This is a genomic window from Pseudomonas sp. UBA5568 (genome assembly GCF_002425525.1).
Classification (GTDB): domain Bacteria; phylum Pseudomonadota; class Gammaproteobacteria; order Pseudomonadales; family Pseudomonadaceae; genus Aquipseudomonas; species Aquipseudomonas fulva.
In genome coordinates, this window is record NZ_DIMK01000058.1 from 11,909 (window position 1) to 28,904 (window position 16,996).

Here is a 16,996-nt window from a genome sequence, read left to right on the forward strand (position 1 = left end):
TGCCATTGATCGAGCCGTTTGCGCTATCGATTGGACGCTGGCAGCGCATGTTACTAGCGTGACCGCCACCTCATTGGAAGGAGCTGTGCTGTGCGTGTTCAACCTGATGCGGTGTTCGTGCCGCTCAACATCGCTGTCTTGACCGTCAGCGATACCCGCACTGTCGAGAGCGATACCTCAGGTGCGCTGCTGGCGGACCGCTCGGTGGACATGGGTCACCACCTGATTGCACGGGTTCTGCTCAAGGATGATCTTTACAAAATCCGCGCTCAGGTGGCGACCTGGATTGCCGACGAGCAGGTGCAGGTGGTGTTGATCACAGGTGGCACAGGCTTTACCGGCAGGGACAACACCCCGGAAGCGGTCGAATGCCTGCTGGAACGGCGCGTGGACGGGTTCGGCGAGCTGCTGCACGCCCTGTCCATTCTGGATGTCGGCTCATCGGCCGTCCAGCGCCGCGCCTTGGCAGGGCTGAGCAATCATACGCTGGTCTGTTGCCTGCCAGGTTCTACCGGGGCCTGTCGTACTGCCTGGGAAGGCATCCTTGCCGAACAGCTCGACGCCCGGCACCGGCCTTGCAATTTCGTCAAGCACGTGCGGCTTTAGCAGGAGCGGGTGCCTACCAAAGATCCCTGGCTCAGCAGCATTGACCGACCTTTGAGCGACCTTGTCAGGGCGCCAAACCGGCTGCGCAAGAGCCCCAATCGCTCGCAGCCGTCAAGGCACCCCGGCGTCTGGTCAGTGGAAAGGAATCACCCCACGTGCCTGAGCATAGGTCAGGTTGCCTCGGTGAATCCGCAACTCCTCGCCCACGGCAGCGCTTCTGACCTGTTCCCTGTAACCCAGCTTGCGCTGCCGCCACAGTTTCAGATGACCTTTGCCGAACGCCGTCGGTGCGGCGGCCGCGTCATTGAAATGAAAGTGAGCGGCCCACAGGGGCTTGCCGCGCTCGCTGTCTGGCGCTTCGAGCACATCGATGCGGTACTCATCCAGATAACCTTCGGCCAGCGCCTGCCGCGGCCCTTGATAGGTCACCCGCACCAGCCCTTGCTTGTGCAAGTAGTGCAAGCCTTCTGCACTGGGAAAGCGTGTGGTGCTGTGCAGCTTGACCAGCACCTCGCGTTTGCCGTCGCGCAAGGCCACCAAGGCATCGTCCAGGCGTTGCAGCAGTTCAGAGTCCGCTTCACTGTCGGCTAGCTGATCGCGCAGTGTCTGCACTTCCCCTATTTGTGCATCGAGCATCGACGTCAATGAATGGCTATCGATATCTTCTTCGACCAGCTTGCGCGCTTTGGCAAGTACGTTCTGATTCTGAGCAAGCATCCCTTCAGCCAGCGCTTGTTCCTGACGTTCGCTTTCCGGTGTGGGCGCCCTGGGGGGTGATACCTTGCCCACAGCAGGCAGTTGTTCGACCCATGTGCCACTTTCCCGGGTGAAGGTATGCAGTGCCGTCTGGCTGAAGGTCCCGCGAACTTGCAGCACAGGCTGCCCATCCACGATCGACTCCGAACCGATCACCGTCTGGCCGGCCGCTGTCTTGGCCACCTGCAACGCCTGCCGACGGTACACCGGACGGGTGGTGGAGTGTTGCTGGCCGACGGCCTGCTCGCGTAATGCGATGACCAGCGCGTCGCCGGCCATGGTCTTGAGCTCGACCATCTGTTGTCGATACGCCTCGAGGCGCTCGATATCCACGAGCTCGCTGCCCAGCTGGGCAATACGCTGACTGTTGAGAATGGCGGCCGAATATTCATCCCAGGCACTCTGCAGAATATCGATACGCTGAGCAGTCTGCAGGTCGGTGAACAGGGACAGATGGTGAGCATTAGCGGCCACCCGCAGGCGCTCCCCGGCAAGTGCAGCCCTGAATACCGCGTAGTGCGCATAGTCTTGCAAGGCCTCAAAACGCAGCGCCATCTCAACCAGGCCCATGGCCTGGAAGAACCGTATGTTTGGCGTGGTGGTGGTGCGCGCTTCGATGATCTGGGCGATGGTCCTGTCCGCTGCGTGAGTGCTCGGTACCGTCATGTCCAAATCGGTAACAGCAAGCAGCCGATCGAGCGCCGCCATGTATTCGATGATCAAAGGCTGGTCGATAATGATGCTTTCAAGCACTTCACGGTACTGGTCATACGCGGCTTGGCGCACCTCAGGTGGCGCGGCGTTGAGCGCCGTGGTCAGTCGGTCATACTCACTGAAGCGACCGGTATGCAACTGCTCTTCGATGATGAACTGCCCATAGCCAATCAAGTTGCGCCTGACATCTGCCAACGCCTGCCGCTGTTCTGGCGCATAGCTGGTGCTGGCCATGTAGCTACGGTCATCGAACAGGGCAACCATGTTGCGCTCGGCCTCAAGGTAGCTCTGGAAAATCCCTACAGCGGATTCGATACGCTGGCGGCGCAAGTTCTTTATCTGCGCCAGCAACTCCGTATGCCGTTTGGCAAACAGCCCGGTTGCCCGCTCGAACTGGGCATGCTGTTCAGGATCTTGCGGCGGCGGTTGCTTGAGTCGCTCATCCACTTTCAGCCATTGAGCGCGAGCGGCCTCGATGCGTGGGCGCAGGCCTTCATATTCAACGGCGCCTCTTTCCGCGTCGTCGAGGCTTTTTTCGACCGCCTGCTGCGCGGTTCGGATCCGACGGACCAACCGCTCGCGCAAGCGCTGCTGAGTGCTTGAACCAGGTCGGTCCCCGCCGCCGCGCAGTCGCGTATCGATACGCCACCCTTGTGGGTCGCGTCTGATCAGTGGCCCCTGGCTGCCATCCGGCCCGACGATGCGGGTAAGCCCATCGGCCGAGTCGACCGCATAAGCCTTTCCTTGCAGCCGCACATAGCGCCCATGCTCAAGCTCATACAAGCCTTCCAGAGGCCCTTGCTTGATCACCGACCCGCCGTCCAGGCTTACCGAGGCAGCCATGGCTTGCAATCGCGTGCGTTGAACCCCGGATAGCTCATTGAAACCCTGGGCGCCCCGCCATGCAAAATCGAGTTGTGTGGTCGCTTGCGCCTGCAGTGCCTCGACCGTGGACACACTGCCCGGCTCAGGCAATGGCAACGGATCGATATCGCCGCCCAGTCGCACCGAGGCTGGATCGATACTCAGCCCAGTCTGCGCCCCGGCGTGGGGCGGCTCCGTTCTGGGAAGCTGCGCATGGATCAGCACCATCAGTGTGTTGTTCAGCAGATCCACCACAGCTTGGGTTCGATCCGTAGCGCTGCCTTCAAGCAGCAGTTTCAGGTCCTCGGCTACTGCAGTCATACCGATGTACAGCAAGGCAATCGAAGAGATCGGCCCCGGTAGAGCGGGCGCGACCACGTTCAGCAACTGCCAGGCAAACGTCTTGATGGACTGCCAGCGTAACTCGCTGTTGCTCATGGCGCTGCGGTCGGCCAGTTCGAGCAGCATCGAGCGCTTGGCTTCGAACAGGTTCGCATCGATGTCATGGGTCCAGAACGTCAGCGCGAGTTCAACAGGGGCTGGCTTGCTCAGTGGCGCGTACGGATCGAACACCCAGTGGGGCAGATGGGGCTCTTTGAAGCCGCCCTTGTCGTAAACGGCCCGGTGCGCTTGGTCGAGCCATGCCAGCACCTCTTCCTGCACGCGGCCGGGCTGGGCAATCTCCTGCATGAGGCCGTGCGGGTCCTTGAATTGTTTGAGCGCGCCCCTGTGCATCGGACAGTACAGCAACAGTGCGCCGCTATTGGCCACCTGGATGACGAAGAAACCGTGCGCCTTGTCGACCAACTGCGAGTCGGGCGAGCGCTTGAAAGCCAGGGGCGCGATGGCCAACGCCTTCTCATTGCTTGCGGGTAAACGGCAAAAGCTTGCCACCGCCGCATAGCTGCGTGAGTCGATATGCCCGGTACACAGCGCGAAGGCAGCATCGAGCATAAGGCCCAAGCGCCATTGCGCCGCAAAGGCGTTGAGGTGGCTGGCTTTGTACTGTTCATCCCCAAGCAAGCCATCGAGGTAGCGCGGATAGGTGCCGCCTATGTCTACAGTGGCAACCAACTGGCGCAGGTACTCGGGGTCAAGCCACGAAGGGATCTGCCCATGGGTGCGATGGGCTACAGCGGCTACAGGGCTTGCGCCGGTTGCCTCAAGGCGACCGATGGCGTACTCGGTCAACGTCAGCGTCTTGCTTTCTATCAGCTGCGGGAAACCCAGCCCATGGCCGTCATTGGCGTAGGTATTGACGGTCAGTAACAGGTCATCCGCGTCGAAGGCGCCGTCTGCAGGGTGATCGGCCAGCATCTGTTCGCGTAGCTTGCGCCGCGCATAGGGTTGCAGATCATCCGGTTCTGCAGGGGGCTGGGCATTTGCCTGGGAGGCCTGCAACACGCAAACATCTATCAGCGCCTGGAGATAGCGGCTCTGACTGTTGAAGTCTGCGTTCAACAATTTCTCAGGCAGATCGATGGCCAGCTGTTGAGTGGGCAGATCGGCCCTCTGGGCGAAGAACTGCGAGGGGTCGACCACGGCCTGGTAGGCAGACGCCAACTCATCCACCGTGTTCAGATCGCTCAACCGTACACGGTTCAACCGCGACAGCAGGATTTCAAGCAATACGCCGGACAACAAGGCAAACGCGTTACCGTCAGCTTCGTAGAGCGCCCACGAAAAACCGTCATCGGTCGCTGTCGGCCGGTACTGCGTCTGCAAGTAGGTGCCAAAGTCCTCTAGCGAGGTGAAACCTTTCACATCCCCTGCAGACGTGCACCAGAGTGTCACGTTGGCCACTTCGCTACTGGCGTTCACCAGCAGCCCAGGCAGCAGTTCACGGGTGCTGGCTTCGCCCAGGCGCCAATGCATGCGTACGGTATGCACGGCAAAACCCTCGGTTCTTTCGAGCAGCAGATCCTGCAAGCATCGCTGCTCATCAGCGGTCAACGCCTGATCGGCCAACCCACTCAGAAGCCCGGCGCGAAGCACCTGTTGAACCCAGGTATCGTGATCGTTGCCGTTGCCTGCATTCCAGTAGTCGATCTGAGCCTGTGCAAAGCACGCATGAAGGGTCGGCAGAAACGCATTGAATGCGTCGTTAAGCGTGCCGGGGTCGACAAGGTCATCATCGGCTGTTTCGAACGCATCGGGGATGGCAAAAAAGCGAAGCGGTGGTTTGAGGCTGAAGCGGTCCTGGCGGGAAAAATCCACCGGTGCGCCATCAAGAAAGCGTTGCAGCACAACCTCGACAAGCGGGGTAACTGTCCAGTAGCCGTCCACGTGCCAGCGAAGAAATTTCAGCGGTTCGGCCGTTTTCATGTCGGGGCGGTGAACGGCCACCTTGGGGTAATGCGCGATGATCAGGTTCATCAGTTGCTCGCCTACCACTTGGCGCAGGGTAGGGCGGTTGCCAAAGCGCATGGCGATGGCACGATTGAGGTCATGTGGTGCAGGTGGATGGGGGTGGGAAGAGGGCATGCTTGGAGCTCCTTGTGGGTTCTAACCACAATGTTCCAAGCGTGCCAAGGCACCCGGTGCTATCTATGTGCTGCACATCGGTCAAGGCCTTTGGCTGCGCCCAGGCATGGCGCCGTGCTGTCTGCACTTGCCCGCCAGCCTGGACCAACATTCTTCGAATAAGTCAAGAACCGACCTGTTCAAATCCCTCGCACCGTGCTACAAACTGGTTAAGCAATGATCTAGCTGCTTGATAACGAAGGGAAAATCATGACGAAGTCGGAGCTGATCGAACGTATTGTCACCCATCAAGGGCTACTCTCGTCCAAGGACGTAGAGCTGGCCATCAAGACCATGCTTGAACAGATGTCACAATGCCTTGCTACCGGTGATCGCATCGAGATCCGCGGTTTTGGCAGCTTCTCGCTGCATTATCGGGCACCACGGGTAGGTCGTAACCCCAAGACCGGCCAGTCGGTCAGCCTCGAAGGCAAGTTCGTTCCGCACTTCAAACCCGGCAAGGAATTGCGTGATCGGGTCAATGAAGAAGAAGACGAGGCTCACACCTGATTTCCTAGGAGCAACCCAATGCGTAACCTCAAGCGTGCAATGGCAGCTGTCTTCGTTCTGCTGCTGGCGGCTGTAGTGCTGTTCTTCGTGCTGGAAAACCAGCAGACCGTAGCCTTGACCTTGTTTGGCTGGGTTGCGCCACAGGTGCCCGTGGCAGTGGTAGTGCTGGCAGCGTTGATCATTGGCCTGGCCGTTGGGCCTTTGCTGGGCGCCTATGGCGTGCAGCGCAGCAAGGGCAAAATCCGTGCTTCGGCCCGCGAAGCGGCGCTGAGCGGCAAATAAAGATTTTTCTTAGGTTGCTTTAGGAAATGCCTGCCTATTAAAGCAACGGTCACCATGGACTAATTGCTCACTTCGTTTTAGCCCCTGGCGAGAGTGCGCAGCATGGATTACCCCGGCCTAACCCACCACGGCGCGGTACGCGGCGTGACGGGTTCCTGCCATCAGCTTCATTTAGGTCCTGGCGTCAGCCTGCTGGTCGACTGCGGTGCCGAGCAGGGCGCCGATGCCACACCGGGCGCGCAGGGCAACGCGCTCGGGTTCGACATCACTGGCATCCAGGCCCTGATCGTCACGCACGTGCACCTGGACCACGTAGGCCGCATTCCGGCATTGCTGGCCCAGGGGTACCGCGGCCCCATCCTCTGTAGCGAGCCCTCCGCCAGGTTATTGCCCCTGGTGCTCGAAGACGCCTTCAAGCTCGGCATCGACAGCACACCTGCCCAAGTGGCCCGCTACATCGCCCTGGTACAAAACCTGATCGTGCCCCTGCCTTTCGGGCACTGGCATACCTTGGTTCAGCACCCGCAGGTGGCTTGCGCCATTCGCTTGCAGCGTGCGGGTCACCTCTTGGGTTCAGCCTACGTCGAATGCGACATCCAGCACGGGCCAAACAGCACGCGCTATGTATTTTCAGGTGACCTGGGCCCGGGCAACGACCCCTTGCTGCGCCCCTTGCAGCCCCCGGAGCACGCCGATGTGCTGGTGCTGGAAAGCACCTATGGCGACCGCCTTCACCCACCCACTGGTGATCGCATCCAGCGACTGGAAGCGGCCATCGACCGCGCACTGGCCGATCACGGCACCTTGCTGATCCCGGCCTTCAGCCTGGGGCGCACCCAGGCACTGCTCCATGACCTCGAAGATGTCCTGCACCGCAAGGCCTTGTTGGGCAAGACGGGCCCCTCGCCACAAGGCGAGCCCGTGTATTGGTCGCAGCTGCCGATCATTCTCGATTCGCCCCTGGCCCAGCGCATTACCCAGGCCTACCGCGACCTGCACCCTTATTGGAACGAGCAGGCCAGGGCGCGCCTGGCAGATGGCCGCGACCCGCTCGCGTTCGGCCAACTGATCAGCGTAGACACCCACGCCCGTCACCAGCAGGTGGTCAACTACCTAAAAAGCACCGGCAGGCCCGCCATCGTCATTGCAGGCAACGGCATGTGCTCGGGCGGGCGCATCGTCAATTACCTCAAGGCCATGCTGGGCGACCCCAGGCATGAAGTGATGTTCGTAGGCCATCAGGCCAAGGGCACGCCCGGTGCGGTGATCCAGGCCAGCGAACGGGGGCAGGGCCTGGGCCAGGTGGACCTGGAGGGGCAGTACTACAGCATCTGGGCCAAAGTGCTGACCCTCGGTGGCTATTCAGGCCACGCCGACCAGGCCGGCCTGGTCGCCTTCGCCACCAGCAGCGAGCGTGCCCCGGCGCGCATTGTGCTGGTGCATGGCCGGGCCGGTGCGAAAACGGCGCTGGCACAGGCGCTGCAGCGGCGCACGCAGGCGCTTGGCTGGCCAACCCAGGTGGAAATCGCAAGATAATGCGAGCGATTCACGGAACGATGGGCGCCGACGTTGTCTGATACACACCACGGCTCACCACCCCCTCGCGCGACCTGCCCGAGGCGATCACCAGGTAGGGCATGTCGGCCACGCTGGCCGCAGCCTGCGCGCAAGCTACAAAGCGTATTCTCTGGTATTCTTCGCCGTGATGCTTGCGTCTCGAGCCTATGGATAGCCAGAGATTACTCACGCTAGGCGCGTAACTTAGCGGCGTTGCGCTGTGCGCGACGACGATCAGAAATAAGACTCATGCTGGCCAATTGAACCATCAACTGGCTGTTAAGGATCCGAATATGGAATTGATCCCGGTTATTCTTTCCGGTGGCGTTGGCAGCCGTTTGTGGCCTGTTTCTCGTGAGGCTCACCCCAAGCCGTTCATGACCCTGCCCGACGGGCAAAACCTGATTCAGAAGACGTTCCTGCGCGCCTCCAAACTGGACGGCGTTGCAGAAGTTCTGACCGTCACCAACCGTGAACTGCTGTTCAAGACCGAAGACGAATACCGCGCCATCAATACCCAGGGCCACCCCCAAGGCTATATTCTCGAACCGTTCGGTCGCAACACCGCCGCCGCCGTGGCCGCTGCCGCCCTGCAACTCCAGCAGGTGCATGGCCCGCAGGCCTACATGCTGGTGCTGGCTGCCGACCACCTGATCCAGGACGAAGCGGCGTTCTCCCAAGCCGTAAACCGAGCGGTGCACCTGGCCGAGCAAGGTTGGCTGGTCACCTTCGGCATCAAGCCCCAGTACCCCGAAACCGGCTTCGGCTACATCGAAGCGGCCGCCGATGGCGCGCTGGACGGTGGCCTCAAGGTCGCGCGCTTCGTCGAGAAGCCCGATGCCGCCACCGCCGAAGCCTATGTAGCCGCCGGCAACTATTTCTGGAACGCCGGCATGTTCTGCTTCCAGGTCGGCACCGTCATCGAGCAGTTCCAGGAACACGCCCCGGACGTGCTGCACGCCGTGGCCCAGACGCTGGAGGCCTCGCGCCACACCACCGCCAAGGGCTACAGCTGCATGGCGCTCGACCCCGACACATTCGCCAATGTGCCTGACATCTCCATCGATTACGCCCTGATGGAGCGCTCACGCAAGGTCGCGACCATTCCCTGCGACATCGGCTGGAGCGACATTGGGTCGTGGAACGCCGTCAGCGAACTGACCGCCCCGGACGAATCGGGCAACCGCTTCGAAGGCGAAGTGCTGGCCCACGCATCGAGCAACAACTACGTCACCACCGAAGACCGCCTGGCGGCCCTGGTCGGCGTGCAGGACTTGCTGGTGGTCGACACCCCCGACGCCCTGCTGATCGCCCACAAGGACCACGCCCAGGACGTCAAGCACATCGTCAAGCGCCTGAAAAGCGATGGCCACTCGGCGCACCTGCTGCACCGCACCGTGCATCGCCCCTGGGGCACCTACACCACCCTGGAAGACGGCGAGCGCTTCAAGATCAAGCGCATCGTGGTCAAGCCCAAGGCATCCCTGTCCCTGCAGATGCACCATCACCGCAGCGAGCACTGGATCGTGGTCAGCGGCATGGCCGTGGTGGTCAACGATGACAAGGAGCTGATGCTCAACACCAACGAGTCCACGTTCATCCGCGCCGGTCACAAGCACCGCTTGCAGAACCCGGGCGTGATCGACCTGGTGCTTATCGAAGTTCAAAGCGGCGACTACCTCGGCGAAGACGACATCGTGCGTTTCGAGGACAATTACGGTCGTTGCGACGCCTGAGTCCAGGCTTTCCCGTCGGCCCGTCGTGCCTGGCCAGGCACCGGGCCGGTCTTCGGTCGCCCACCGTGGCCGGCTATCCCTGTTCAGACTGTCGGCGCCCCTGGCGCCACCGCATTGAGTGAGACGTATGTACCCACCCATCCAGACCCGTTGTTTCAAAGCCTACGATATCCGCGGCCAAGTGCCTGCCGACCTCAACGATGACGTGGCCTACCGCATTGGCCGCGCCCTGGTGGCCGAGCTGGGCGGGCGCACCTACGTGGTGGGCCGTGACATGCGCCTGGAAAGCCCCGGTTTGTCGCTGGCGCTGATCAAAGGCCTGACCGAAGGCGGCGCCGATGTGATCGACATCGGCCTGTGCGGTACTGAAGAAGTGTACTTTGCCACCAGCCATCACCAGGCCGACGGCGGTGTGATGATCACCGCCAGCCATAACCCCAAGGGTTACAACGGCATGAAGCTGGTGCGCGAGCAGTCCCGCCCGATCAGCGGCGACACGGGCCTGAACGACATCCGCCAGCGCGTCGAGGCCGGTAGCCTGGGTGAGCCTGCCGCCAAGCCCGGCCAGGTGCGCGAGGTGTTCGACAAGACCGCCTACATCGACCACCTGCTCACCTACGTCAACCTCGACACCCTCAAGCCGCTCAAGGTGCTGGCCGACCCCGGTAACGGCGCTGTGGGCCCGGTGATCGAGCTGCTCAAGGCACGCCTGCCCCTGGACATCACCCTGATCAACGGCGAGCCGGACGGCAACTTCCCCAACGGCATTCCCAACCCGCTGCTGCCGGAAAACCGCGACCTGACCCGCCAGGCCGTGCTCGACACCGGCGCCGACATGGGCATCGCCTTCGACGGCGACTTCGACCGCTGCTTCTTCTTCGACAACCAGGGCCGCTTCATCGAAGGCTACTACGTGGTCGGCCTGCTGGCCGAGATGCTGCTGGCCAAGCACCCTGGCAGCAAGATCATCCACGACCCACGCCTGACCTGGAACACCATCGAACAGGTGGAAGCAGCCGGCGGCGTGGCCATCCAGAGCAAGACCGGCCATGCCTTCATCAAGGAGCGCATGCGCGCCGAAGACGCCGTATACGGCGGCGAAATGAGCGCCCACCACTACTTCCGCGACTTTGCCTACTGCGACAGCGGCAACATCCCGTGGCTGCTGGTGGCCGAGCTGATGAGCGTGACCGGCAAGACCCTGGCCCAGCTGGTGGACGAGCGTATCGCCAAGTTCCCGTGCAGCGGCGAGATCAACTACGAGGTGGCCGATGTGAAAGGCACCATCGACAAGATCCTGAACCACTACCTGCCGCAAAACCCCAGCGTCGACCGTACCGACGGCATCAGCGTGGCCTTCGCCGACTGGCGTTTCAGCCTGCGCGGCTCCAACACCGAGCCCCTGCTGCGCCTGAACGTGGAAAGCCGTGGTGATGAAGCGCTGGTGGCGCAGCACGTCGCGCAAATCGCCCGTTTGATTCAAGGATAACTATGTTAGGCATGTTTCGGGGCGTCTGGGATTACCGGGGCTTCATCCTCACCTCCATCAAGAACGAGTTCATCTCGCGCTTTGCCCGCAGCAAGCTAGGCGGCCTGTGGATGATCATCCACCCCCTGGCCCAGGTGGCCATCTACGCGTTGATCCTGTCCAACGTGCTGGGCGCGCGCCTGCCCGGCATCGACAACAAGTACGCCTACGCGCTGTACCTGATTGCCGGCATCCTGGCCTGGAACCTGTTCGCGGAAATCGTCGGGCGCTGCCTCACGGTGTTCATCGAACAGGGCAACCTGATGAAGAAGATGCGCTTTCCGCGCATTGCGCTGCCGGTGATCGTGGTGGGGTCGTGCCTGCTCAACAACCTGTTGCTGTTCATCGCCGCCATGATCATCTTCGCCTTGCTGGGCCATGCGCCCAACGCGCAGATGCTGTGGCTGCTGCCCCTGACCCTGGTGGTGGTGGCCTTCGCCGTCGGCCTGGGCCTGGTGCTGGGTGTACTGAACGTGTTCTTGCGTGACATTGGTCAGGTGGTGCCGATCATCATGCAGGTATGGTTCTGGTTCACGCCGATCGTGTACTCGGTCAACATCGTGCCCGACTACCTCAAGGGCACCCTGGACATCAACCCGATGTATGCCATCGTCACCGGCTATCACAACGCGCTGGTCTACAAGCTTGCGCCGAACATCGCCGAACTGGGCGTCACGGTCGCCATTGCCCTGGGCCTGATGGTACTGGGGCTGTTCCTGTTCCGCAGGGCTTCTGCCGAAATGGTGGACTCGCTATGACACTTCTGTCCGTCAGCAACGTAGGCAAGGCCTACCGCAGCTACCGCTCCGAATGGCAGCGCATCGCGCGCTGGTGCTACTTGCCGGTCAAGGCCAGCAGCGAGCATTGGGTGCTCAAGCACATCAGCTTCAACATCGAGGCCGGTGAATCCATCGGCCTGGTGGGGCAGAACGGCGCGGGCAAGTCCACGCTGCTGAAAATGATCACCGGCACCCTGCAACCCAGCGAAGGCACCGTGCGCGTCAACGGCCGCATCGCCGCCATCCTCGAGCTGGGCATGGGCTTCAACGCCGAGTTGAGCGGGCGTCAGAATGCCTACCACGCCGCCGGCCTGATGGGCTTTACCACCGACCAGATCGACGGCGTGATCGACGACATCGAGGCGTTCGCCGAAATTGGCGAGTACTTCGACCAGACCGTGCGCACCTATTCCAGCGGTATGCAGATGCGTGTGGCCTTTGCCGTCGCCACGGCATTCCGCCCCGAAATCCTGATCATCGACGAAGCCTTGTCGGTGGGTGACAGCTACTTCCAGCACAAGAGCTTTGGCCGCATCAAGGAATTCCAGCAGGCTGGCACCACGCTGCTGATCGTGTCCCACGACCGCGCCGCCATTCAGGCCCTGTGCAACCGGGCGATCCTGCTGGACGGCGGCACCGTCATCAAGGACGGGCCACCTGAAGAGGTGATGGATTACTACAACGCCCTGATCGCCCAGAAAGAAAACGCCACCGTCGAAGTGCAAACCCTCGAGAACGGCGCAGTGCAAACCCGCTCGGGCAGTGGCAAGGCCAGCATCGCAGGTGTCTCGCTGCTCAACGCCCAGGGCGCTGCCGCCGAATACGTGACCGTGGGCGAGGACGTCTGCCTGACCGTGGACGTGGCCATCAACGCCCCGTTGCCCGAACTGGTGGTGGGCTATGTGATCAAGGACCGCCTGGGCCAGGACGTATACGGCACCAACACCCACCACCTAGGGTGTGCCCGCAAGGACCTCGCCCAGGGCACGCAGCTGTCGTACCGTTTCCGCTTCCCCGCCAACCTGGGCGTGGGTTCTTATTCCGTCGCCGTCGCGCTGCATGCGGCCGATGCCCACGTGGTGGACAACTACGAGTGGCGCGACCTGGCCTTGGTGTTCAACGTCGTCAACGTTTCGGAAAGTACGTTCGTAGGCCTTGCCTGGATACCTCCGACCGTGGAGTGCAGTAATGGATAGTCGATTCTACCGGGCGTTCGAAGACCGCCATCGTGGCTCCCGGGCGCTGATCGCCAGCCGCCTCGAAGTCTACCTGCCGTTTCTGGCGCCGCTCAAAGACCTGTACCCCCAGGCGGGCGTGCTGGACGTAGGCTGCGGCCGTGGCGAGTGGCTGGAAATGCTGATTCGTGAAGGCTATGACGCCAGCGGTGTGGACCTGGACGAAGGCATGCTCGAAGCCTGCCGCGAACTGGGCCTGCCGGTGCGCACCGACGATGCGCTCAACGCGCTGCGCCAGTTGCCCGATGCCAGCCTGATCGCCGTCAGCGGCTTTCACATCGCCGAGCACATTCCCTTTGCCGTGCTGGAAGAAATGGTTGGCGAAGCCATGCGGGTGCTGCAACCCGGCGGCTTGCTGATCCTGGAAACGCCCAACGCTGAAAACGTAGTGGTCGGCACCAACAATTTCTTCGTCGACCCCACCCATGACCGCCCGATCCCCAGCCTGCTGCTGTCGTTCTTGACCGAGTTCAAGGGCTTTGCCCGCTCCAAGGTCCTGCGCCTGCAAGAAGCGCCGGACCTGCGCGAGCCGGAGCGCAAGCTGGGCGTGATGGACGTGCTGGCCGGCACCAGCCCGGATTACGCCGTGGTGGCGCAGAAGCAGGCACCTGCCGACGTACTGGCCGCGTTCGACGCACCGTTCGAGCAGGTGTATGGCGTAGCGCTGGACGAATTGGCCTCGCGTTATGACCAGGCCCTGGAGGGCCGGTTGAATACCCTAGAGAATCAGATGGCAACCGAAGTACATGACCTGCTCGGCTCCCTGAAAGCCGAACAAGCCGAGCGCGTGCAATTGCTCGAGGCAGGGTTTGCGCAAGAGCGCGAGCGCTTGCAAGCTCAACTGGACAACGAGCGCGAGCATGCCCAGCACGCACTGGCCCAGGCACGCGAGCAGGCCGAACGGCTGCAACTCGAGATGAACACCTCGCTGAGCAACGCCCACCACTGGTACCTGCGCGCCACCGCGCTCGAACAGCAGTTGACCACATTCCAGAGCAGCACCGTGTGGCGCGCGACCACGCCCGTGCGCAAGCTGGGCCACCTGGTCAAGCACCCTCGCAGCGCCGCAACAACCGCCAAGCACACCCTGCGCCGCGTCGCGCCCCATGCACGGCTGTGGCTGGCCCGTCGCCCTGCCGTCGAGCGCAAGGTCAGGGCCCTGGTTCAACGCAGCCCCTGGCTTACTGGCGTGTTGCGTGACCTGTTGAAGGTGCCAGCGCCTGCAGTGCCTGTAGAGGCCAACGACCCACAGCACGGTTTGATCGACCATGCTCCATTGACCCCACGGGGGCGCCAGATCGAAAGCGCGCTCCGTGCTGCCGTGACGAAGGGCCAGAAGTAATGCGTATCGTAATTGACATGCAGGGCGCGCAGACCGAAAGCCGTTTCAGAGGGATTGGCCGCTACAGCATGGCGTTTGCCCAGAGCATCGTGCGCAACCGCGGCGAACACGAAGTCTATCTTGTGCTCAACGGCATGCTGCACGAGAGCATCGAGCCCATCCGCACCGCGTTCATCGGCTTGTTGCCTCAGAGCCATATCCGCGTGTGGTACGCCGAAGGCCCCGTTGCCGACAGCCACCCGAACAACCTGGCGCGTCGCCAGACGGCCGAACACATGCGCCAGGCCTGCATCGACGCGCTCGAGCCGGACGTGATCCACGTGACCAGCTCGGTGGAAGGCTACATCGATGACGCGGTGATCGGCAGTGCCACGCTGCACCATGATGCGCTGGTCAGCGCCACGCTCTATGACCTGATCCCGCTGGTAAGCCCCAAGCAGTACCTCGACGGCAACCCGGCCTACAAAAGCCACTACCTGGCCAAGGTCGGCGCATTCCAGCAGTACGATCTGCTGCTGTCGATCTCGGACTTCGCGCGTCAGGAAGCACTCTCCCTGCTGCCGCTGGATGAGGCGAAAGTCGTCAACGTATCCACCGCTGCCGATGACGTCTTCTACCCGGTCACGCTCGCCCACGAAGAGCGTCTGGCGCTGCTTGAGAAATTCGGCCTGCGCGAACCGTTCGTGCTGTACACCGGTGGCGCCGACGAGCGCAAGAACCTGCCTCGCCTGATCGAGGCCTTCGCAGCCGTCAAACCCAAGCTGGGTGAGACCCAACTGGTATTCGCCGGCAAGATGCCGCAATACCACGTGGACCTGTACCGTCAGCATGCCCGTGACCAGGGACTGGCCCCGGACGACCTGGCATTCACCGGTTTCGTCAGCGATGCCGAGCTGCGCAGCCTGTACAGCATCTGCGAGCTCTACGTATTCCCGTCCTGGCACGAAGGCTTCGGGCTGCCGCCGCTGGAGGCCATGAAATGTGGCGCGCCCGTGATCGGTGCCAACGCCTCCAGCGTACCGGAGGTCATTGGCTGGGATGAGGCAACCTTCGACCCACACGATCCAGCGGCGATTGCCAGCAAGCTCGAGCAAGCCCTGCTGGACGACGCCTTCCGCAAGGCCCTGGCCGTTCACGGGGCAGACCGCGCCGAGCATTTCTCGTGGGACCGTACAGGGCAGGCCGCCCTCGAGGCCTTCGAACACGCCATGGCCCAGCGCCAGGCCGACCAGGCGCACATCGAGCAGCCGCGTGACCACCTGCAGCAGTTGATCGAAACCCTCAGTGCCAGTGCGCCGCTGCAAAACGGTGAGGTCAGCGTCGAGCGCCTGGCCAAGGCCGTTGATTACTCCGTGCAACCGCCTACGGATGTACCAAGCCTGTTCGTCGACATTTCGGAGCTGTGCAAGCACGACGGCAAGAGCGGCATCCAGCGCGTGGTGCGCAGCATTCTGCTGGAATGGCTGGTCAATCCGCCTTCGACCTACAAGGTCGTACCGGTGTACACCACGCCTGCAGAGCCGTACTACCGTGAAGCGTCGGCGTTCACCGCCAAGTTCCTGGGCCAGGAGCCGAACGATGCCTTGCAGGACGAAGTCATCAGCTACCGTGCTGGCGACGTGTACCTGGGCCTGGACCTGTTGATGGATGTGCTGCCGCACAAGAAGGCCTACTTCAACGCCATGCGTGACCACGGCGTCAGCATCCTGTTCGTGGTCTACGACTTGCTGATCCTGCAACTGCCGCACTGTTTCGTCGAAAGCCTGCACGAACACTATGCGAAATGGATACGGACGGTGGCTGAATACGACGGCGCCATCTGCATTTCCCAAGCCGTGGCTGATGAGCTCAATGACTGGTACCTGGAGCACATGCCTGCACGCAAGCGCCCGTTCCACATTGGCGCCTTCCACCTGGGCGCCGACCTTGACCAGTCCGTGCCATCGCTGGGCTTCCCGGAAGACCCGGCCATGCGCCTGGAGGCGCTGGAAGACAACCCTACCTTCCTGATGGTAGGTACGCTGGAACCCCGTAAAGGGCATGCACAAACGCTAGAGGCGTTTGAACAGCTATGGGCCGATGGGGTACAAGCCAATCTCGTGATCGTGGGCAAGCATGGCTGGCTGGTCGATGAACTGGCGCGCAAGCTCGAGCACCACGCCGAGCGCGGCAAGCGGCTGTTGTGGCTCTCCGGTGCCAGCGACGAATACCTGGAGCACCTGTACCAGGAGTCCGACTGCCTGGTGGCCGGCTCCTACGGTGAAGGCTTCGGCTTGCCGCTGATCGAGGCCGCGCAGCACAAACTGCCAATCATCGCCCGGGACCTTGCGGTATTCAGGGAAGTGGCCGGTGATCACGCCTGGTACTTCGAAGGCACGCACACAGAAGAAATTGCCGAGAAGATCAAGCAATGGCTGGGGTTGTTCGAAAAGGGCGAACACCCTCAATCCACCGAAATGCCATGGTTGACATGGAAAGCCAGCGCACAACAGCTGGTGGCTGCAATCGATAAGTGCGCGTTCTAACGCGCCTATAAAACACACACTGGGGCGTTTGCAATGAGT

Annotated in this window: 11 protein-coding genes; 10 read left to right on the forward strand and 1 reads right to left on the reverse strand. The window is 62.0% G+C overall.

The window, feature by feature from the left end:
• Positions 1 to 90 precede the first annotated feature (90 nt).
• Positions 91 to 606, forward strand: coding sequence for a molybdenum cofactor biosynthesis protein B (gene moaB / locus B2S33_RS19630; RefSeq protein WP_288650896.1), 516 nt, complete (start codon positions 91 to 93; stop codon positions 604 to 606).
• Between the two features lie 132 nt (positions 607 to 738).
• Here the strand turns inward: moaB and B2S33_RS19635 are convergent, their stop codons facing one another.
• Complete coding sequence (locus tag B2S33_RS19635) at positions 739 to 5,424, reverse strand: dermonecrotic toxin domain-containing protein (protein ID WP_288650898.1); 4,686 nt, start codon at positions 5,422 to 5,424, stop codon at positions 739 to 741.
• A gap of 249 nt (positions 5,425 to 5,673) precedes the next feature.
• On the opposite strand from B2S33_RS19635, the gene ihfB reads away from it, so the two are divergent.
• From ihfB to B2S33_RS19680, 9 genes are all read left to right on the forward strand, one after another.
• Positions 5,674 to 5,973: an integration host factor subunit beta gene (gene ihfB, locus B2S33_RS19640; protein ID WP_023536263.1), complete on the forward strand. Its 300-nt coding sequence runs from the start codon at positions 5,674 to 5,676 to the stop codon at positions 5,971 to 5,973.
• Between the two features lie 18 nt (positions 5,974 to 5,991).
• A complete protein-coding gene (locus tag B2S33_RS19645) occupies positions 5,992 to 6,255 on the forward strand; it encodes a lipopolysaccharide assembly protein LapA domain-containing protein (RefSeq protein WP_288650900.1) in 264 nt (87 codons plus the stop codon).
• Between the two features lie 102 nt (positions 6,256 to 6,357).
• Positions 6,358 to 7,791: an MBL fold metallo-hydrolase RNA specificity domain-containing protein gene (locus B2S33_RS19650; RefSeq protein WP_288650901.1), complete on the forward strand. Its 1,434-nt coding sequence runs from the start codon at positions 6,358 to 6,360 to the stop codon at positions 7,789 to 7,791.
• A gap of 314 nt (positions 7,792 to 8,105) precedes the next feature.
• Entirely contained in the window at positions 8,106 to 9,548 is a 1,443-nt protein-coding gene (locus tag B2S33_RS19655) for a mannose-1-phosphate guanylyltransferase/mannose-6-phosphate isomerase (protein WP_027914253.1), read from the forward strand.
• Positions 9,549 to 9,675: 127 nt separating this feature from the next.
• Positions 9,676 to 11,037 (forward strand): phosphomannomutase/phosphoglucomutase, encoded by a 1,362-nt coding sequence (locus B2S33_RS19660; protein ID WP_027914254.1) that lies wholly within the window; start codon positions 9,676 to 9,678, stop codon positions 11,035 to 11,037.
• A 2-nt stretch (positions 11,038 to 11,039) separates the two neighbouring features.
• A complete protein-coding gene (locus B2S33_RS19665; RefSeq protein ID WP_027914255.1) occupies positions 11,040 to 11,834 on the forward strand; it encodes an ABC transporter permease in 795 nt (264 codons plus the stop codon).
• Entirely contained in the window at positions 11,831 to 13,051 is a 1,221-nt protein-coding gene (locus B2S33_RS19670) for an ABC transporter ATP-binding protein (protein WP_288650903.1), read from the forward strand. Before B2S33_RS19665 ends, B2S33_RS19670 begins: the two co-directional genes overlap by 4 nt.
• On the forward strand, positions 13,044 to 14,432 hold the full coding sequence (locus B2S33_RS19675) for a methyltransferase domain-containing protein (protein WP_288650904.1): 1,389 nt from the start codon (positions 13,044 to 13,046) through the stop codon (positions 14,430 to 14,432). The genes B2S33_RS19670 and B2S33_RS19675 overlap by 8 nt, the downstream gene beginning before the upstream one ends.
• Positions 14,432 to 16,957, forward strand: coding sequence for a glycosyltransferase family 4 protein (locus B2S33_RS19680; protein WP_288650906.1), 2,526 nt, complete (start codon positions 14,432 to 14,434; stop codon positions 16,955 to 16,957). Before B2S33_RS19675 ends, B2S33_RS19680 begins: the two co-directional genes overlap by 1 nt.
• Positions 16,958 to 16,996 lie beyond the last annotated feature (39 nt).